This is a genomic window from Candidatus Amarolinea dominans, assembly GCF_016704685.1.
In the GTDB taxonomy this organism is placed as follows: domain Bacteria; phylum Chloroflexota; class Anaerolineae; order SSC4; family Amarolineaceae; genus Amarolinea; species Amarolinea dominans.
Genome location: NZ_JADIZS010000023.1, coordinates 57,259 through 75,615 on the forward strand (window position 1 = coordinate 57,259; position 18,357 = coordinate 75,615).

15 protein-coding genes and 1 pseudogene are annotated in these 18,357 nt (G+C 60.1%); 13 read left to right on the plus strand and 3 right to left on the minus strand.

Translation table 11 applies throughout. From position 1 onward, the window contains the following. Nucleotides 1-108: 108 nt before the first annotated feature. The gene (locus IPF85_RS16280; RefSeq protein ID WP_343409130.1) at nt 109-294 is read right to left on the minus strand and encodes a winged helix-turn-helix transcriptional regulator; all 186 of its coding nucleotides are present in this window, start codon (nt 292-294) and stop codon (nt 109-111) included. A gap of 330 nt (nt 295-624) precedes the next feature. Here IPF85_RS16280 and IPF85_RS16285 point away from each other — a divergent pair, with 330 nt between their 5' ends. From IPF85_RS16285 to IPF85_RS16345, 13 genes and pseudogenes are all read left to right on the plus strand, one after another. Next, nucleotides 625-2,499 (plus strand): hypothetical protein, encoded by a 1,875-nt coding sequence (locus IPF85_RS16285; RefSeq protein ID WP_343409131.1) that lies wholly within the window; start codon nt 625-627, stop codon nt 2,497-2,499. A gap of 236 nt (nt 2,500-2,735) precedes the next feature. Beyond that, nucleotides 2,736-3,497 carry a hypothetical protein gene (locus tag IPF85_RS16290; protein WP_343409132.1) on the plus strand — a complete coding sequence of 254 codons (762 nt, stop codon included), beginning with the start codon at nt 2,736-2,738 and terminating at the stop codon, nt 3,495-3,497. Nucleotides 3,498-3,596: 99 nt separating this feature from the next. Beyond that, nucleotides 3,597-4,208: a hypothetical protein gene (locus IPF85_RS16295; RefSeq protein WP_343409133.1), complete on the plus strand. Its 612-nt coding sequence runs from the start codon at nt 3,597-3,599 to the stop codon at nt 4,206-4,208. 542 nt (nt 4,209-4,750) lie between these two features. Then, nucleotides 4,751-5,392 carry a LamG domain-containing protein gene (locus IPF85_RS16300; protein WP_343409134.1) on the plus strand — a complete coding sequence of 214 codons (642 nt, stop codon included), beginning with the start codon at nt 4,751-4,753 and terminating at the stop codon, nt 5,390-5,392. 249 nt (nt 5,393-5,641) lie between these two features. Further along, complete coding sequence (locus tag IPF85_RS16305; protein WP_343409135.1) at nt 5,642-6,952, plus strand: hypothetical protein; 1,311 nt, start codon at nt 5,642-5,644, stop codon at nt 6,950-6,952. Then, nucleotides 6,913-7,461: a hypothetical protein gene (locus IPF85_RS16310; protein WP_343409136.1), complete on the plus strand. Its 549-nt coding sequence runs from the start codon at nt 6,913-6,915 to the stop codon at nt 7,459-7,461. The genes IPF85_RS16305 and IPF85_RS16310 overlap by 40 nt, the downstream gene beginning before the upstream one ends. 39 nt (nt 7,462-7,500) lie before the next feature. Next, nucleotides 7,501-9,387 carry an anthrax toxin-like adenylyl cyclase domain-containing protein gene (locus IPF85_RS16315; RefSeq protein ID WP_343409137.1) on the plus strand — a complete coding sequence of 629 codons (1,887 nt, stop codon included), beginning with the start codon at nt 7,501-7,503 and terminating at the stop codon, nt 9,385-9,387. Nucleotides 9,388-9,719: 332 nt separating this feature from the next. Further along, a complete protein-coding gene (locus tag IPF85_RS16320) occupies nt 9,720-11,021 on the plus strand; it encodes a hypothetical protein (protein ID WP_343409138.1) in 1,302 nt (433 codons plus the stop codon). A gap of 61 nt (nt 11,022-11,082) precedes the next feature. Then, on the plus strand, nt 11,083-11,832 hold the full coding sequence (locus IPF85_RS16325; protein WP_343409139.1) for a hypothetical protein: 750 nt from the start codon (nt 11,083-11,085) through the stop codon (nt 11,830-11,832). Nucleotides 11,833-11,870: 38 nt separating this feature from the next. Beyond that, entirely contained in the window at nt 11,871-12,617 is a 747-nt protein-coding gene (locus IPF85_RS16330; protein WP_343409140.1) for a DUF6603 domain-containing protein, read from the plus strand. Then, nucleotides 12,541-12,918: a DUF6603 domain-containing protein gene (locus tag IPF85_RS16335; protein WP_343409141.1), complete on the plus strand. Its 378-nt coding sequence runs from the start codon at nt 12,541-12,543 to the stop codon at nt 12,916-12,918. Before IPF85_RS16330 ends, IPF85_RS16335 begins: the two co-directional genes overlap by 77 nt. Continuing rightward, nucleotides 12,884-14,562, plus strand: a pseudogene (locus IPF85_RS16340) (DUF6603 domain-containing protein). Before IPF85_RS16335 ends, IPF85_RS16340 begins: the two are co-directional and overlap by 35 nt. A 12-nt stretch (nt 14,563-14,574) precedes the next feature. Beyond that, complete coding sequence (locus IPF85_RS16345) at nt 14,575-17,127, plus strand: hypothetical protein (RefSeq protein ID WP_343409142.1); 2,553 nt, start codon at nt 14,575-14,577, stop codon at nt 17,125-17,127. Nucleotides 17,128-17,169: 42 nt separating this feature from the next. Here IPF85_RS16345 and IPF85_RS16350 read toward each other — a convergent pair whose 3' ends face one another. Further along, the gene (locus IPF85_RS16350; RefSeq protein ID WP_343409143.1) at nt 17,170-17,811 is read right to left on the minus strand and encodes a hemolysin III family protein; all 642 of its coding nucleotides are present in this window, start codon (nt 17,809-17,811) and stop codon (nt 17,170-17,172) included. Nucleotides 17,812-17,923: 112 nt separating this feature from the next. Beyond that, nucleotides 17,924-18,334, minus strand: coding sequence for a VanZ family protein (locus IPF85_RS16355; protein WP_343409144.1), 411 nt, complete (start codon nt 18,332-18,334; stop codon nt 17,924-17,926). Nucleotides 18,335-18,357: the final 23 nt, after the last annotated feature.

Below are 18,357 nucleotides of genomic sequence, written 5' to 3' on the forward strand. Positions count from 1 at the left end.
TTACGATCATCGCTCAACTCCTCACATGCCGGCGATTGGCTTCGCACTCGAACACAATCCGATTGTATCATCGCGCCTGGATTCGAGCAATTGGCCCGCTGGGCAAGATCATCCGACGACTTCCCAGTAGCCGCCTTTGTCCGGGCCGATGCGGCGCAGGCGATTCTGTTCGCGCAATTTGCGGATGGCGCGCTCGGCTGCGCTTTCTGATTTTTCGATGCTGACTGCAAGATCAGCAATGGCCAAATGCGGATTCTCCTTGAGCAGCGAAAGGATCCTTCCCGGCGTTTTCACCGGCGTTTTTCACCGGCGTTTTCACCGGCGTTTTCACCGGCGTTTTCACCGGTTTTCCAGCGGTTTCAACGGCGTTTTCAATGGTCTCGATAGCGCCCCGAGTGCCCCCAATCGTGGGGGAGCTCGAATGCTTTTCCCCCCAGGATTGGGGGCAGGGGGCCGCCTGAGCAGTTACTTCACGGGTTACAAATTATTGTGAGTGAAACTACCCCCAAAGCAGATTGATTCTTGTCTATCGCCGCAGGGAGAATGGGCGTAAAATGGACGTAAGATAAAGGTGTGAGATTGTGACCTGCTCGCCGATGATCGCAACTCGAAAAGAGGCATAAGTTGCAAGAAGCTAACGGTTTGTTTGTACCCATCCATCTCGATGCACTCTTTCTGGAATCCGCGCAGACCGTGCTCGAGGCGATGGCCGACTTCTCCAAACTGCCGTATTACGACGGCGAGAAGGGACAGAACGCCGACGTCCCCTACATCAGCGAAGAGATCGTTTCCCATCCGTTTCGTGACCAGAGCCTGCGACTCAGCCGTGGCGTACACCTGCATTGGGCGTTACCCGACGCGCTCACCCAGGGGGTGAACAGCGCCACAGGGGTGGTGTTTCCACCGGCGCCCGACCGATGGCTGGTGACGCGCTGTGGCCCCGATGGTGTGCCGCAAAAGCAGTGGATGATCGAGAGCGATTACTTGCATCCGGAAGGCGCCAAGCCGGCTGGCACGGTCAGTTTTCCGCTGCCGCCACGGCCGCATGAGGGGAAGTGGCAACCGTATCGCTACTTGGGCCGCAAATGGGTCGTGGGCGAAGGGAGGCCCGCAGACGCGCCAGGCGCCGAATACCTGAACGCCCTGGTGGATGATGTGGCGGAAGAAGAGAAGACGAACTGGCACCGGGTCGTCGCGGCCGGATTGACTGCGCTGGGTTATGGCGAGCCTGCCTTCGCGGCCTTCTATCCGAGTTGCCGGAGTGTGTTCGGCCTGCACGATGATGAGATTACCAGTCGTGAAGCATTCAAGAGCGTTCGCTATGACGTGATTGGATGGTATGACCAACCGCAAAAACGGGATTGCCTGCGCCATACGCCTCTGCAGCAAACCCGCGAGGCCATCGCGCAGCGAATCCATCACGAGTACGAGGCGAGCGGTCACGATCACGAAACCAACAGTGCCCCGGTGGAGGTTTGGGACGAGGCCGTTGCCCATCATTTTGGCTGGACTGTGTCCCGGCAGCCCAACGCCGAGAAGCAGGAGGCAGAGCGAATCTTCTGCTACGCCAGGCTGACCCCTGACGCCGAGGCGGATTTCGAGAACGATCCCGCGCTCACTTCCGGCCCTGTTGATATCGCGGTCGGTAACAGCGCCAGTGAAGCTCTCTCCGCCTACCTTGCCCACAGAATCTCCGGCGACAAGGCGCTGATCGAAGAACAGTTGGAAGGACTCGACCTGGGCGATCGCCTGGAACACCGTCGCCTGGACATCGGCCCCAAGTTTCGCGAGGCGCGACACGGCAAAGGCTTCAAATCGCTGCGGGCCGGCATCCTGTGGAACGTCCGCCTGGAACGAGACACCAGTTTGGCCGCGGCCCCGATCCGGGTCTGCATCAATGACGTGATTGACGGCCTGAAGACCACCAACGATGTCCTCGACGCGCTCAGGCGTCTCGACCTGGTCATCGCTGAAGCCCACAAGTCCGGTGCGGGAGGGGTCGGATCGGATGGGGAGCACGCCCTGGAAATGCTGCCTGTCTCCCTGGAGGCGGCGCTGAGGGCCTTCCTCGATCGCCGCAGGATTCCCTTCAACAAGCGGGACAGCCTGCAAGCGTTGCGCAACTGCATCCATCGGGAAACGGCCGGATTCTCCGCAGCGGATCAGCACAAAGCCTTCCGGGATGATCTCGCCGGCCTGCTCGAGAGCTTGCCCCCGAGCCGCGATAGCCAACCGCAAGTAGCCAGGATGCGCTACGTCCTGCGACAGATGGATGCGCCACGCTACTACCAGCCCACCGACCCGGTTGTGTTGCTGGCGGCGAGCGACCTGAAGCCCACCGAGCGGCACGGGATGGATGGGAAGAACAGCGAAGACGGTAAGCTGGTGCAAGATCATCTCGATTGCGGATTTCGCTGCGGTCAGCCAGTGGACGAACTCGGCGCCCGAACCGCTCGCGACGATCCGCACCACGCTCCTCCAAGAGGCGCTGGACGATGACCAGATCGGGGCGCGGCTTTGGCGCACGCAGCCCTGGCATCCGTTCATGCTGGAGTGGCAGGTCGAGATGCTTCCGATCAGCGCAGGGAGCAATCGGGAGGAGATCGCCAGTCCTATGCCGCTTCTTTCGTGGCGCAGAATTACAATCTGCAGGAAACGGCCAGGATCTCGATCTCAAGCCTGGGGCAAGCGCAGGGCCGCTTTGCGCGGACACGGGCATCTACAGCGGGAGTTGCGTGCTGACCGACCATGCTTCGGACTTGCTCCTGGACAAACTGGATCGGTATCTGCAGCGGGTCGAAGAGTCCAGGGACGGGCAGACAGAGGTGTTGGCGGAAACCGTGGAAACACTACGGGCCGCCAGGGACTTCCTGTCTGCCAGGCCCAATACCTTGTCCCAGGCCCTGGACGGCTTTCACGAAGCGCTGCTGCAGCGCCATCAGATCCTGCAACTGCCTATCGCTGACCCGATCGGTTTTTCCGACATGAAACCGCTGACCGAGGCCGTGCGCGAGGCGACCCAGGGCCGCCATGCCAGTTCACCGCTGCGTGATAACGATTTTACGCCGATCCGCTCCGGCAGGATGAAGCTGCGCCAACTGCGTCTCGTTGATACCTTTGGCCGCGCCAAATCGGTGCTCGGCCCGGACCAACAGACGCCGATCATCACCAGCGAACTGTTGCGTGTGGCGGACGCGCCGAACGACATCAACCTGCCGCCCCGCCTGCTGCAACCGGCCCGGCTCAACTTCCGCTGGCTGTCGGCTGATCATGCCCCTGGCACGGCGATGAATGAGCCTGAGACGAACGCCCATCCTGCTATACGCCCGTCTGCGGCTGGATTCTGCCCAACAACCTCGACGGCAGCCTGCTGGTCTACGACAACACGGGCGAGGCCCTGGGCACGATTCTTGGCGTCAACGGTCGCACGGCCTGGCAGCCGGCGCCAGGCAGCGGGCTGCCCCACTGGGAGATCGAGAGAGCCGAATCAACGATGAACCCGCATCTGCGCAAGCTGGTCAACACTATCGTCAACGATCTGGGCAAACGGGACGCGGCGTTCTTCGATCAATTCCTGTCCACGCTGACCAGCGCGCTTGAAAACATCGCACCTGAGCGACTTTTCTCACCACGAAAGCCTGGCGCTGCTCATGGGGCGGCCCATCGCCGTGGTGCGCGCCCTGGTCAACCTCGAACTGCGCGGCCAACCTGCCGTGAACCAGCCGCTCAGCGCGTTCTTGCCGGACATGCTGGCCGGCGTAGACTTGCAGGGCGACCGCACCAGCGACGACTTTACCCATGTGCGCTTTCCCATCCGCATCGGCGAGGATCAGCAGCTCAACGACGGGCTTGTGGGCTATTTCCTGGAAGAGGGCGACGGCGAGGACTACCACTACAAGAACAACATCTTCTTCGCTCCTCAAGCGGCAACCCCGCTGCCGTTGAACCTTGCGACACCATCTGCTTCTGTCCAGAGTCTGGCCGACCAACTGGACATGCGGGTGGCGCCTGCAGAAATTGGCGACCATCTGGAGCGTCCCTGGAGCGCTGCGGTCACCATCGAGGAGTCCGGGCAGCGCTGGCGGATTGACACAGAGGGGCATGTCTACACCCTCGTGCGAGGCGAGAGCGCCATCGAGCTATTCGAGATGCTCAATTCCTCATCCGAGCAAGATCCCAGATCCATTGGAAAGAGCCTATCAATCTGATGCAGTCGCTCGACGACCCGCCCCAGAAACTGACCATGCTGGTTGATCCCCAGGGATCGGTGCATGCGGTTTCCGGGATTCTGCCGACCAAGTCCATTACCATCCCCACGGACCAGTACGCCGCGGGTCCTGCGCAAACTTCGAGGTCACCTTCCTCTCGACGCCGATCCTGACCGAGCGCGAGAAGACGCGACTGCCTCTGGCCGCGGAGGCCGGCTACGAGTGGGCCTGGCTCAGGCGCCAGGGCGAGGCCTGGATCGAGACTGATACGATCGGCCGCACCGACACACGGGCCACATTTCCTGGCCAGCAGCGGATCGTCGAGGGCTGGCTCAAACTGCGGAAGGCAGAGGATAGACCATGAATCAAACGCCAACGATCCAACTAACTATGAATACACTCATGGTCCATCTGAAGCTGGACTCGGTTCGGGGAATCCGCCAAACCCGACCATCCGGCCACGACTCCAGATGCTTCGGGCAACAGCCGTGGAGCCGTTATTCACGGCAGTCCGAAACTGGTGGTGGACGAGCAGTTTGGCGGTGCCTGCGCTTGAATGCGGTGTCTCCGGATTGGGCGATTATCTGGAACTGCCGATGGCCGGCGACATCTCCACACAAGGCTGGACCTTTTCGAGCTGGCTATTTCTTGAGTCAGACAAGGCGCAGATCCTCTACGCCAACGGCGTTGCAGATTTCTACCTCGACGGGAGCGTTCTCACGCTGAGGAATGTGGGCGAAGCACTGAAATGTGAGCCTTCAGTTACGCGCAACCAGTGGGTTCATGTGGCGGTCGCCGTCCAGGCCAGCGGGGATGCATCGGTTTGGATAGACGGACGCCTGGCGGGGCAAGGCAACATCGGGGCGGCCACGCTTCCCGATCCCGCAGTTTGGCGAGTGGGGCGCTATGCCGACGACGATACGAATTGGATATTTACCGGCAATCTGGCTCACGTCAGGTTGTATGGCAAGGCGCTTAGCACGGCGGAGATTCAACGGCAGCGGCTCGCTCGACTGGGCGCCGACTCAGGACTTTCGCGTCAGTTCTCCCTTGGAGTTTGCCCTCTGGGACGAGCAGCAGACGCCGGCAATCTATGTCGCAGGCGGCGAAATCGCGCACAAGCTGACCGTGGCGATCTGGAACAAGGATGCGCACAGACGGCCGGTGACTTTCAATGCACCTGAGGAAATCGCCAAAATAGCCGACGAGAATGAACGGAATGACTTTTTCCGCCGCAACCATCACCTGGAACTGCGTTTCCCCACGGGTACGCTCTCGAAGCATGCGAGCGCCGGCCTGAACGCCGACCTGGCGCGCCACCTGGCGAAAAAGGGGCCGTTGGGGAGGAGATCTGGTACATCTACTATCAGGACGATCCGGATGCGAACTCCGAATCGCTCTACCTGCTCTCCCCGGCCGAGAAGACGATCGAGATGAGCGACGCAGCGAATGACGCCCCTGCTCTGAAATCGTCCTGCCGCATCGCGGCCGATGCTGAGGCCGAGGCGCAGGTGTTACCGGTCGAGCTACGGCCTGGCCCGCTGGCGCAACGCCAGGGTGACCCGGCGACCCTTCTCGGCCCACGCATCCGCACCGTCGAGGTGCTGAGCCAGCGGGGACAAAAGAGCATTCCCCTGCATTTCGATGTCGTCGGCTCCGACATCGTGCTCAATGACGGCTCATCGAAGACGGCGCTGCTCTTGCGCATCACCAACGTTGATCGCGAGGTTGCGCTGCCCATCGTTCGGGCCGGCAACCTGCAGACGCGCTTGATCCTGGCCTGCGAGATCACGGACCAGGGCGGGCATCAGGAGTGGGCGCTGACCGATGAGCCGGGCAAAGTTACCGTCCAGGTGCAGGCCGTGGCGGGCGTCGGGTCGGTGGAACCCGATCCGGATGTAGATGACAACTGGCATAGCGATCCGATCATGGCGTCCCCGAACGGTCGCATGGTCGAATGGGTGATTGACGGGGAGCAATTGGGCGCCGACAAGCTGCAGCCGAACGACTCGGTCTATCTGCGCCTCACCGTCCAGACCGGGCTGCGCACCGGGCCTACGGATGTGCATTTGTACTACCGCCACATCCCCGGCTATTGGGACGGCAGCCGCGCCTGCACGATCCAGAAATCGCCGCTCGTCTTCCATCATGCGGGCAGCGGTCTCGACTATGTCGGCATTGGCACCAACCAGCCCGCCAGCAGGCTGGCGGTGACCGATGGGCTGACCATCGGCAGTGATTGGGCGCATTTGTATAAAGCGCCGGTTGACGGGCTGTTGGTTCAGGGCAACGTGGGCATTGGGACATTCCAGCCATCGGCAAGTCTGCACGTCAAGCAGGAAGGCGAGGGCAAAGCCGCACAATTCGAGGGTGGTAGCGGCGTAGCCATCGGGGGCGTCGCAGGCGCGACGAATGCGCTGACCATCTATAACAATACCACTTCATCTCCAACCTTGGCCGTAGTCAACAAAGGCGCTGGAGCCGCCCTGTATGCCAGGCAGGAAGGCACGGGCAAGGCCGCGGAATTCGAGGGTGGCGGTGGCGTGGCTATCACTGGCGTCACCGGTGCGAAGAATGCACTGAACATCTCTGGCAATACCACTTCAGTTCCAACCGTGGGCGTTGTCAACAACGGCGCTGGAGATGTCCTGTATGCCAAGCAGGAAGGCGCAGGCCTTGCTGCAAATTCGAGAGCGGAGGTGGCGTGGCTATCACTGGCGTCACCGGTGCGAAGAATGCACTGAACATCTCTGGCAATACTTCAGATCCAACCTTGACCGTTGGCAACAACGGCCCTGGAGCCGACCTGCAAGTCAAGCAGGACGGCGAGGGCAAGGCCGCCTGGTTTGTGGGGCCTGTGGATATCGAAGGCGATCTGGATATTCATGGCAAGACAATATCCAATTATCATGGATTTCCGACTGCGGATTACATTACGGTTTTCGATAATGTTATATGCAATCAACAATGGACTCATACGCATAACTTTGGCCACCTGCCTAGTTTGGTGCAGATCTGGGTGAAGAGCGACGGGAAGAATGACTCAACTGGAGTCTATAAAGAAGATGTCCAGGAATGGAAAATGGCCGGTGTATTGTCTCTTTGGGAGGGTGGAGCATCTTATGGTGTGGTCATAGAGAAGATAGGCACAGACACAGTCGTTTTTAGCACAGGAAACGCCGGACTCTTTCACGGTACTCGCGCCGGTAACCATTTCGCATCTGGGCAGGTCAGGTTGATGGTATGGAAGTAGCTCAAGAAGTAATACATACAGCGAAAGGAGCATAAACTAATGCCAACGCCAGAAGAACAAGCAAAGTTAGCAAAGATGCTTGCCGAACAGAAGTCGCCGCCAACACGACGAAGCCCCCAGCGCGGGCTCATTCCTTTGACTCATTCGCCCCAGTTGGCCGCCTTTATCGGGATGGAGGTGACCGAAGAGATCGTGGACCGCTGGCTGGTCGCTACGGCGGAGAAGTTCTCACCTGGCTTGATTGCTGATTTGGAAACACTTCGGAAAGAGGGCTTTCCCGAACTGCATGCCAGGGCGTTCCAGGACACGGCAGACCGCACAAATTGTGTCATCGCCTGTCGTGTCCCTGGAGCCGACAAGACCACCGTCATTGAGGCGGGCTACGATCTGAAATCATTCCTGATCAAGCCCAAGTCGTGTGACTGTGGGCCTATGGCCGGCTTCCTGTGCCAGTTGACTTGCTTCAACAAAAAAGGCAGCAAGAAGATAGACTACAACGACGAGAATTTTGTGAAGTATTTCAATTATATCCGCGACAAATGCGACCCCAAATCCCCGCTTAAGCCGAATGCCGTAAAATTTGACTCGGAATTGGCTAAGGCTGTGGAAGCTGGGCAGACACCGTTCATCCCATTAAAAATCACCGGCACCCGGAAAGACGAGCAGTTGAAGCTCATCCCCAATCAATGGAGATCGCTACCCGATGAAAGTAATCCGACGCAGATCGTTGGGTACGCCCTCGACACAGACAAGACAGTGCTGATGGAATTCTTGCTCAACAAGGAGCAAGGAACTGGAGCCGAGCCGATATGGGGTGTCTATCATGGCCGCGTCTTCTTTCGAACAGTCGCTGACTCGGGGGAAGGCGGTGCAGTGACCTATGGGGAGTGGACTGACTTTGCAAACGAACAACTCTCCTATCTTGACCGCAATGCCGAGGGGAAGCTTGAGGTAAGAGACAAGACAAAGGACCAAGGACGCACCGTTGCGGAACTGCTAGAGACTCCCCCTGCTTCGCTGGTCGCGCCCACTGTCCCGGCGACGATCAGTCCGCCCGTGGGGGGCGATGACTATCTCAATGAAGCGCTTAGCAAAGCGCCCTATAACAGGCCGAGCGTTGCCAACCGCACGTTCTATCCGGTCAATGTCGCCCAGAATCCGTTCCCCCCGTACTTTGTTAGAGATCAGGCGAAGAACGAGAGTGACGATGCGTACAAGGCCTACAAGGAGCGTGACGAAAAAGAACTGGAATTATACAAGAATGCCGTGACGGGCGACTACGATCTATTCGCTATTTGGCCGGTGCAGCCGGTGGTCAGTTGGCGAGATTTGGTCAGGTTGAACGATATGCGGGCGACGCCTGCTCCTGCCACGTCGATCTTCTTACCCGTCGGGGCAAAACCCTTTGCCCTGGAGATCCGAGCAACGCCCGATGTGTATATCGAAGTCGTTCCCGGCTTCACCGAGATCGACCCCTACGAGAACCAGGAAATCGGTAACATTACCAACGGCACCATTACGGTTTCCCAGTATTTGAACGATCGCGTCACCATCCAGTCCAAACGAGGGTTCCGTTCTGCGAACGCATCGTTCCACAGCGATGAGGGCGGGCGGCCCGGCATTGACGAGATTGACTACGACTTTGCCGTCTTCCTGCCGTCCGATCTTGCAGAAAGCCTGCTACCGAAGCAGGCGACCGGGGGGCCGATATCGGCCCTGTTGATCACCAACCACATCCAGTTTGTAGAACTGATCGGACTCTTGGCTGACCACTGTTTCGTGATGCTAAATCACGTTTGGCTGACCATCTATTTACAATGCTACATCCGACCCTGGCAACCTTGGGTGAAACTGTCACCACGAAGAAAGAAGCCGATAAACTCGACAAAGCGACTAAGATTGTCAAGAAGCGCAAGGACTTTCTGAAAGACCGCGTCAAGGAAAAGAAGAAGTTGGGGCAAAGTGAGATTGCTGCCATCAATAAGGGACTGGCCTCGCTCTTTCTGGGGAAGACGCGGGCACAAAAAATGCTTGACAAAGCGTCCGGCAGCCAGCCTTGGAAGAATGTGTGGAACACACTAGTGGACACATTTGTCTCCCTGGCCATCCGTGATTTTGAGAACGCCACCGAACAGGTAGCCGCCCTCATGCTCATGCAGGTTGTCCTTCCGACGCCACCAGCGTCCCCTCCGCCTGCTGGAGGCACGAATTCGCCCCGGACTAAACCCGCAAGCGGGTAACCAGAAGCGAGATCACGTATGAGTTTGAATATCTTGAATTCAGATTGTCTGCCGGACGGTTGCGTGCGGTTGATGCGCGCCTATTTGCAGACCACGGAGATTCCCGTCACGGTTGACGGAAGCGGAGATGGCGCGCTCGATTTGGGCGCTCTGACCGGCGAGACGACGTTGCTGGGCGTAATGAGCAACATCGAGGTCTCTGGGGCGACAAAAAATTCTCCCCTGGTCATCATCTGCGCTCAGCCCAAAGAATCCTGGAGTTTTGGGGGCTGTTTCCCTCGTATGCCAGGGGCCTGGGAGCCGGATGGGAACGCGGATGGGGCCTTCCACCTGCGCTTCATGACGTTGGTAGATCCCTTGTGGGTGTTTGTTTATAGCGCAGACGGTAATCTGGATAAGGTCCAGGATCGGCTCAAAGAGATTTCCCTGTTTGCAGGATGGCTGAGCGCTTCGGGAAAATCGTACGACGAACTCGGCGTGACACTGGTCGACGATCCGTTTGCAGGCCCCCTCGCCTCGACGTTGAGGATTGAAGCGTTTGCCCGACGCAGCTCACCGGGCAAGGACAATGCGAACAGTATCGTCAGAGGCGGGTTGACCATGTGGGGCCGGCTGATGCCAGACGTGGGCAACGGGCTGGGCGTCTTCGATCAACTCGATTCATTTCTGAAGACCGGGCAAGAAGGCGAATCCTTAACCGGTGCGCTGATGGTCAAGGCCAGTGTCAGATATGAGAGTCCGTTTCCCGATTTGGTCGTGCAGATGCCGCCTCGAGGCTGGGATTTTGGATTCCTCAAGAATGCGAACGTTTTCTTTACATCACCACTGCAATTCGCGGCCGAAGGGTCCGAGATCGGCATCACCGGTGATTTCCACCTATCCGATGACAAACGGATTCATGTCGAACTAGATTACCCCATTGTCGGCGATGTCATCCGGGCGAACGGCAAGTATATCGGCGGCCCGGAACATCTGTTGGGCGATTCGGCCTCCTTTGGATTGCCCGGTCCCGCCCCTTCCTTCGGGGCTGACACCGAGATCTCCCTCGAACTCGAATTCTCCAAGTCCCGCAAAACCCTGACCCTGCTGAGTTTCGATCTCGAATTGCGCGAGAAGGAGTGGATCCTCCTGCCCGCACCGGTTCGGCTTACATTGGGCTCTCCTTCCATGTGGACGTACGATCCCCTGGAACAAACCGCATGGTCATGGCCCAAATTGCCGCCCAAGCGGCCTTCGGTGACGACAGCAACGGGGGCACGCGCTTCAACTGGTGTGCGGCGGTTCCTATCCGAGCGGGGATCTCTATTTGCAGGCCAGTAACACTATCCCGGTCGGCGCCCTGTTGGAGAAAATGGTCGGGCCAAGCAGCGCGTTGGAGAAGTTGACGGTCGAAGATCTGCGCCTGGAATACAACTATCGCCGCAAGCACCTGGCCCTCCAATTTGATGTCCCGGAAAGTTGGACAATCGTCAAAGGGTTTGATGTCGGCAACCTGCAATTCCGTATCCAGGGCGGGGAGTCCTATTCTGGGGGGCTTGCCGCCAGTTTGCAGATCGCTGGGGTCCATGTCTATCTGGCCGCCCTCTACGATCAGGGTTGGCAGTTTGAAGGCAGCACAGGGCCAGGCCAGGAGATAGCGATCGGCGAGCTCCTCAGCGATCTGGGCAAGAAGTTTGGCGTCGCGGCGGATCACCCCGCTGCTCTCGAAAGCCTGGTCTTCAAGAATCTCCACGTTGCCTTCAACTCGGCGACCAAGGACTTCACGTTCAAGGGGGAGGCGGACTTTGATATTCAAGATACGCCGGTGGCCATCGAGGTCGCAGTTGATATTGCGCACGACAGCAACGGCCTGGCGCAGAAGCGGTTCAGCGGGGTCATCACATTCAGCACAGGGGACACGACGCACGAATTCGATGTGGTCTTCGCCGACGAGAAGATGATGCTGGCCGATCAGGGGCAGGTTGAGGTAAGCACGCTGTTGGCCGCCTACCGCAGCACGGCCGGCGATCCGCCCAGCATGCGCGATCTGGCGCCAAGCGGCTACAAGGACTGTGCCGGACATCAAAACCCGCGGCGCCTTCCTCGCCAAGCAGTGGAAGAAAACGGGCAGGCGAGTCCTCGAAGTGGTTAATCGGCCTGAGCCTCGAGGCCGGCCTGGATCTCTCCAATGTGCAGTTGCCCAATCTGCCGCTGATGGGTTCCGGCGGCCCGCCCAAGTCGCTCAAGCTGGATCTTCAGATTCTGGTGCCGACGGAATCGTTCGGCGAAGCGGATGTGGCAATCATCAGCCGACTGAACACCAGCGGCGGCGTCAACGTGCCGAGCCATGCCGTGGAAGCCGTGGCGGTAGCCACCGTGCTGCTCCTGGACGGCCAAACCGTGACCCTGAATCTGCCCATCAAAGCAAATCCGAGTCCGGCAGAAGGCCAGGCAGCCTTTGATCATGATCCCACACCTCCCGCGATCAAGACGCCCGCGGTGGCAGGTGCTGAACAGGCGGTTGCGGTGACGCCCGGGGTTGCGGTCACGGCCGACGATACGAAGTGGGTGAATATCCAAAAGAACTTCGGCCCCATCCACATCGAACGTGTCGGTCTCAAATACAAGGAGGAGAACAAGGAAGGGAAGCTCTTTATCTTTCTGGACGGCGGTCTGACGGCTGCCGGGTTCACCGTCTCCCTGCAGGGGCTAGGCGTTGACACGCCGCTCACCAAATTCGACCCCCACTTCCACCTCAGCGGCATCGGGCTTGATTACAAGGGTGGCGGGGTGGAACTGGGCGGCGCATTTTTGCAGCAGGAAATGCAGGATCCGGACACAGGCGAGAGCTACACCGCCTATGCCCGGCCAGGCCGTTCTCAAGACAGAGCAACTGTCGCTGTCGGCCATCGGCTCGTTCTTCAAATACCGGGGTGAATCCTCGCTCTTTGTCTACGCCTTGCTGGAGTACCCGCTGGGGGGGCCGCCGTTCTTCTTTGTGACCGGTCTGGCGGCCGGTTTCGGCTACAACCGGCGGGCGATCGTGCCGCCAGTCGAACAGATCCACACCTATCCGCTGGTAACCAAGGCGATTGCGGGGCCGGCCGCAAAAGGAGCGGCGGGGGCCAAGACCGATTTGGCCGCTGAACTGGCGGCGCTGGCAGCATACGTCCCGCCGGAGCTGGGCGGGATCTTTCCTCGCCGTGGGGGTCAAGTTCACGTCCTTCGAGCTGATTGATTCCTTCGGCCTGATCATCGCCCAATTTGGCGAGCACAACCAGTTCGACCTGGTGGGTGTGTCGCACCTGCAGATTCCGGCCCAGAAGGCTGGCGGCAAGCCTGGCTCCCTGCTGGCGGAAATCTACATGAACTGGGAGGCGAAATTCCCGCGGACGAGGGCGTTGTGGGGCTTAGCGCCAGCCTGGTCCCGGGGTCGTATGTCTTCAGCCCCGACTGCCATCTGACCGGCGGATTCGCCTACTACGCCTGGTTCGGCGGCGAGCATGCCGGCGACTTCGTTTACACGGTGGGCGGCTACCACCCAGACTTCCACAAGCCCGACCACTATCCGATCGTGGCGCCCCTCGCCCTCAACTGGTTTATCGAAAAAGCAAACCTGAGTCTCAAAGGTCAGCTCTATTACGCGCTCACCGCTCACGCCTTCATGGCTGGCGGCAAGCTCGACGCCTCGATCCAGGGCGGTTTCGACATTGGCATCGCCGGAGTTGATTTTAGCGCCGACCTGCACATCGCCGCCGATTTCCTCATCACCTGGCAGCCCTACCATTACGATGCTGCGGTCAAACTCGACCTGAACATCGCCATTTCGGCGCATCTGCTCTTCTACTCCACGAGCTTCTCGCTGAACGTGGGTGGGGACATGCACATCTGGGGGCCGGAGTTTGCCGGGGAGGCGCGGATTTATCTCAAGGTGTTGGGGATCAGCCACGCGCTGGATGTCACCTTCGGCGCCGGAAAGCCGCAGTTGCGGCCGATCACCTGGGAGAAATTCAGCACGGCATTCCTGCCGCAGATAGCGCCGCCTGCCGACGACAAGGGAAAAGCGGCCGACACGGCAGCCACGCCCGTCCCGGCGAAGACGGACCCTCACGCGATCTGCGGGGTGTCGGTGAAGCGGGGGCTGATTCGCGCGAGCGGGGACCGCTGGGTCATCAACGCCAGGGAGTTTTCCCTGGTGACCGACTCAGTGATCCCAATCAAGCAAGCAAACCGGGGTGAGATGCCACTCGTTCGTGGGACCAGATTTTCAGATCCCGGGGGCCAGGGTGCAGCCAAAGCATACGAGGTCGCCACCGATTTTGGCATTGCTCCCATGGGCGTCAACCCCGGAGAGTTGACCACCGTTCACACGATCAGGATGACACGTGACGGCAATGCGGGCGCTGAGGTCTTCTTCCGCTGCGAGCCGGTTTTCAAGAAAGTGCCGTCGGCCCTGTGGGATGAGCCGCGGTTCGAGGGTCCGGGAGAGGAATTTCTCAGGAAGCCGGAGGTCAACCCGGAGCGGCAGCTTGTGCCTGGCGTGCTGGGTGGGCTTGAGGTGCTGCCGGCTGTGCTCCTCCATCCCTCAGTGACGCTGCCGGTGGAGCGCGGGGAGCTGCAATACGACACCGACCGCATTGCGGACGCCTACCAGTGGCAGTCGATCCCCATGTTCAGGGCCGACGAGCAGGCGGGCTGGCGGAAAGTCAACGAAACGATCCAGAAGACGACAGAAACAGATGCAGGCAGCGCGCACAGGGAGCAGCCCTGGCAAGTGCGCCAGCGTCTCCTCAGAGAACTGGGCCTTGGCGGTGAGACGGTTATCTTTGGCCAACCGGCCGATCAATATGCGCTCGATGCGCCCCAAATCGAGATGGTGTGAGGATTTTCACCTATGTCTGAAGATAGCAAACCAACGAAACCAACCGGCAAGATCGAGTTCATCGAGAATCATCGGCCGGCACTGCCGAGCGGCGATTACGAGATTACAGTCACGCAATCAATTGTAGCGACGAAACCGCCGCCCGCGGCGCCCGCCGGCCAGGACAGCGCCGCTGGGAAGCAGCCGACCGTCCTTGTACACGAGGAATTCGCCTCGCAGACACGGCAATTTTCTGTGCTGGGACCGCGCTTCACCGTGGAGCCGCAGGTGATCCGGGCGGTCTTCCCACCGGCCGGCAGCCTCGGCGAGCACTCCAACGTCCTGCCCCATATCAACTTCAACCGCAGCACCCTGCCTTGGGAGCGAGTTTCGAACCCACTCACCCCAGCGGAGAGGCAGGCGCTGGAAACGCGAGCCGAGAACCGCAGCGAGACGGAAAAGGAACTGGCAGACTCGCCGAAGCTCAAGACCCCATGGTTGGCGCTGCTTCTGTTCGACCAGGACGAGTTGGTCGAGAAACAGATGAGTGCTGAGAATCAGGGGATCACCGAAGCAGAACTCACACCGGGCAAGGTTTCAGGGCCTAAGGCCTGCACGTTGCACGGGGATGGAGACACTTGGACCCTCGCGCCGGGCGCCCAGGCCAGCACGCCCGATGGGCTGCTTTCGCCGCTGTTCACCCACGAATCCGGACAGCAGGAAGGCGATCCGGTGGCCGTTATTGACGTCGCGGGAGACCTGCTCCAGGCGATCCTGCCGTCGCTGGAAGACGTGCGACTCTTGGGTCACGTGCGCCAGCCCACCGACGATCTGGGCACGCTGGTCGGAGACCAAGTGGCCACATTACTCGCCAACCGCTTGCCCAGAGCCGGTCACATGAGTGTTGTGCACCTGGTGTCCCTGGAGGGGTTGTACGAAGAAGAGGGCCAGGAAAAGAGCGACATCTGGTCGTTGGTGGAGAGGTGGAGGGCGGCTTCGCCGACGCAGGCGCCAGCTTTTGTCCGCCTTGTCAGCCTGCAAAGCTGGCGCTTCACCTGCCTGGCCGAGGAGCACAGCTTCAAGGGCCTGCTCAATGGGCTGGGCCGCTCTCCAAGTACGCTGCGTCTCCCCGCGGACAAGCTCGATGCCGCCAGGCCATACGCCGAACAGGGCTACGTGGCGCTGCCCCACGAGATGCGCCAGGGCAATCGTTCCGTGTCGTGGTACCGAGGCCCGCTGGCTCCCGGACGCGTGGAGGCCTCCGAGGGCAGCCTCTGCGCCCGCAGCGCCGATCAACTGGTGCGCTACAACCCCGCCAACGCCATGTTCGATGTCTCCTACGCAGCCGCTTGGGAACTGGGTCGCCTGCTTACGTTGCAGAACGAGAAGGTCGCCGTCAGCTTGCTGGACTGGAAGCGGCGGCACCGGCACGCGCAGGAGAGGCAGCAGGCGATGAAGGCGTTGGAACACCTGCCGATCGTCGGTCAGCCCGTCGCGACTGATCTTCCCGTTGATGTGCGGCGCTGGTTCGAGGGCCTGGCTCTGCTTCGGGGTGTGCCCTTCAACTATCTGGCGCCCAGCGAACGCATGCTGCCCCAGGAATCGCTGCGCTTTTTCTGGATTGATCCAGAGTGGATTCGCTGCCTGCACGACGGCGCCTTCAGTGTCGGTCGCGTGCTGCCGTCAGACCACGAGCGCGACGCTGCCCACGATCAGCATGCGCTCGCCAAACCGCACGCCATTGTGACCGGCTTTCTGCTCCGTTCTGAGGTCGTCTCTGGCTGGCCTGACCTGCAGGTGGATGGCTACGACGAGGCCGTGCCGCATGAAAATTACGAGCACGAGACGCTGTCTCCCCCCAGTCCGGTCAAAGCGAGCATCGCTTCCGATCGGGCATTGCAGGAAGCCATGAATCACGGCGACGCCAGTCTGCTCGCCCTGCGGTTCGGCCTCGCCACGGGTTCCTCGGTTGCGGTAAGCCCGATCGTGGCAGACAGCCGCTGGCTCGTGAATGTCAACGAGAACGAGACCTTGTACCTGATCGCAGGGACCAAAGACGGCCTGCAGCTCAGTATCGAAAACAAGCTGCCGATGCTCAGAATGGAACGATTGTCACCCAGCGTGCTTCTCTGCCTGTTTGCCGGAGATGTCAAGACCGTGGATATTCACCAGAAACCAGAGGCGCTGCACTTTGGCCTGAATCATTCAGGCGAAGGCGACAGCATCCGCTACTCCAGAGAACTCAAGAGCCATAGGGGCGGGGAATTACCGAAATGCGAAGTAGATATTCCCTGGGGGCAGGATGCGGGCAGCCAGAAGGGAAGCCAGAAAGGCAGTCAGAAGGAAGAGCGGGAGACTTCGAAGCGAGTGATAGCCGTCAGTGGTCTCAGCAGCATGATCCAGAAGAAACTCAGAGACTTCCCCCCTGACGAACTGGAGAAGATCGCGATAGATGCGGTGGGAGAGCAGGGCGTCACGGACTTCGAAGTCAAATTCAACGAAGCGGCCCAGAGCGGGACTTCGGCCCAGTTCGCGCTGCAGATGGCCGAGGGTGTGCAGAAGGTGCGCTTCGTGGTGAGGGAATAGCCGAGTTTGACAGACAGTCCAACGTTTTTTGCTCAGCCCGCTTCACGGCGCGACATAGGCCGCCATCAGCACGAAATGGCTGAACGCGCCCAGAATGACGAAGATGTGCCAGATCTCGTGGAACCCGAAGACGCCGGGCCAGGGGTCAGGCTTCTTGAGCACATAGATCACGGCGCCAACCGTGAAGAACAGCCCGCCCAACACGAGCCAGAACAGGCCGCCGGCGGGAAGCGCGGCCAGAATCTGGCGGATGGCGGCGATGGAAAGCCACCCCATCAGCAGGTAGATGCCCGCCGTCAGCCAACGGGGCGCATGGATGACGAAGATCTTGACAACAATGCCGATGAGGGCCAGCGACCAGATGATCGCCAGCATACCGCCGCGCCAGAAGCCGGTGAAGAAGTACAGGCAGATGGGTGTGTAGGTTCCCGCGATGAGCAGGTAGATGGCAGAATGATCCAGTTTGCGCAAGAAGAGAAGCGCCCTGGGGCTGACCTGGGCCATGTGATAGGCCGCGCTGGCAGAGAACATCAAAATCAGGGTCAACCCGTACAGGCTGAGAAAGGCGGCTTTCGCCGCATTGTCCCGTGCAAGGTAGACCAGGACGCCGAGACCGACGGCCGCCACCAGCGCGGCGCCCAGGTGGGTCAGACCGTTGACCGGTTCGCGCAGTTTGTGAAGCATAAGTCCTCATTGATTCGTAAATTGGATGTGGTCCTGAGACCACAGGCCCGGCGACTGCAAGTCGCTGCTACGATTGCGAAGCCCACCTTCGTGGGCTATGCCCCAGGGTTGATCATTCCGCAGGGTTAGGCATGACATCGGGCTGCGCCGCCCTGGTGCGCAACCGGCGACGCCAGAGCCACAGCGCCAGCGCCGCGCCGACCATGTCGGTCGCGACATCGAACAGGTCGGGGTGACGGTTGGGTACGAAGGACTGATGGAACTCGTCCGACAGGCCGTACAGCACCGCGAGAGCAAAGGCCCAACGCCAGGGATGGCGCACCCCAGGCGTGCGACGCAGGGCCAGCGCCAGCCAAAAGGCCAATCCGGCGTACGCGGCCAGGTGCCCGGCAATGTCCTGCAGATCAGGCAGGCCGTGCGTCAGGTCCGGCAGCGTGGACTGCGCCGAAAACCCAAAGATCAGCGCAGCCCAGGCAATGACGGCCAGCCATGCGGCCGCCAGCGAAAGACGTTGGTGAGTCACCAGAGCAGCCGGAGCCAGAGACC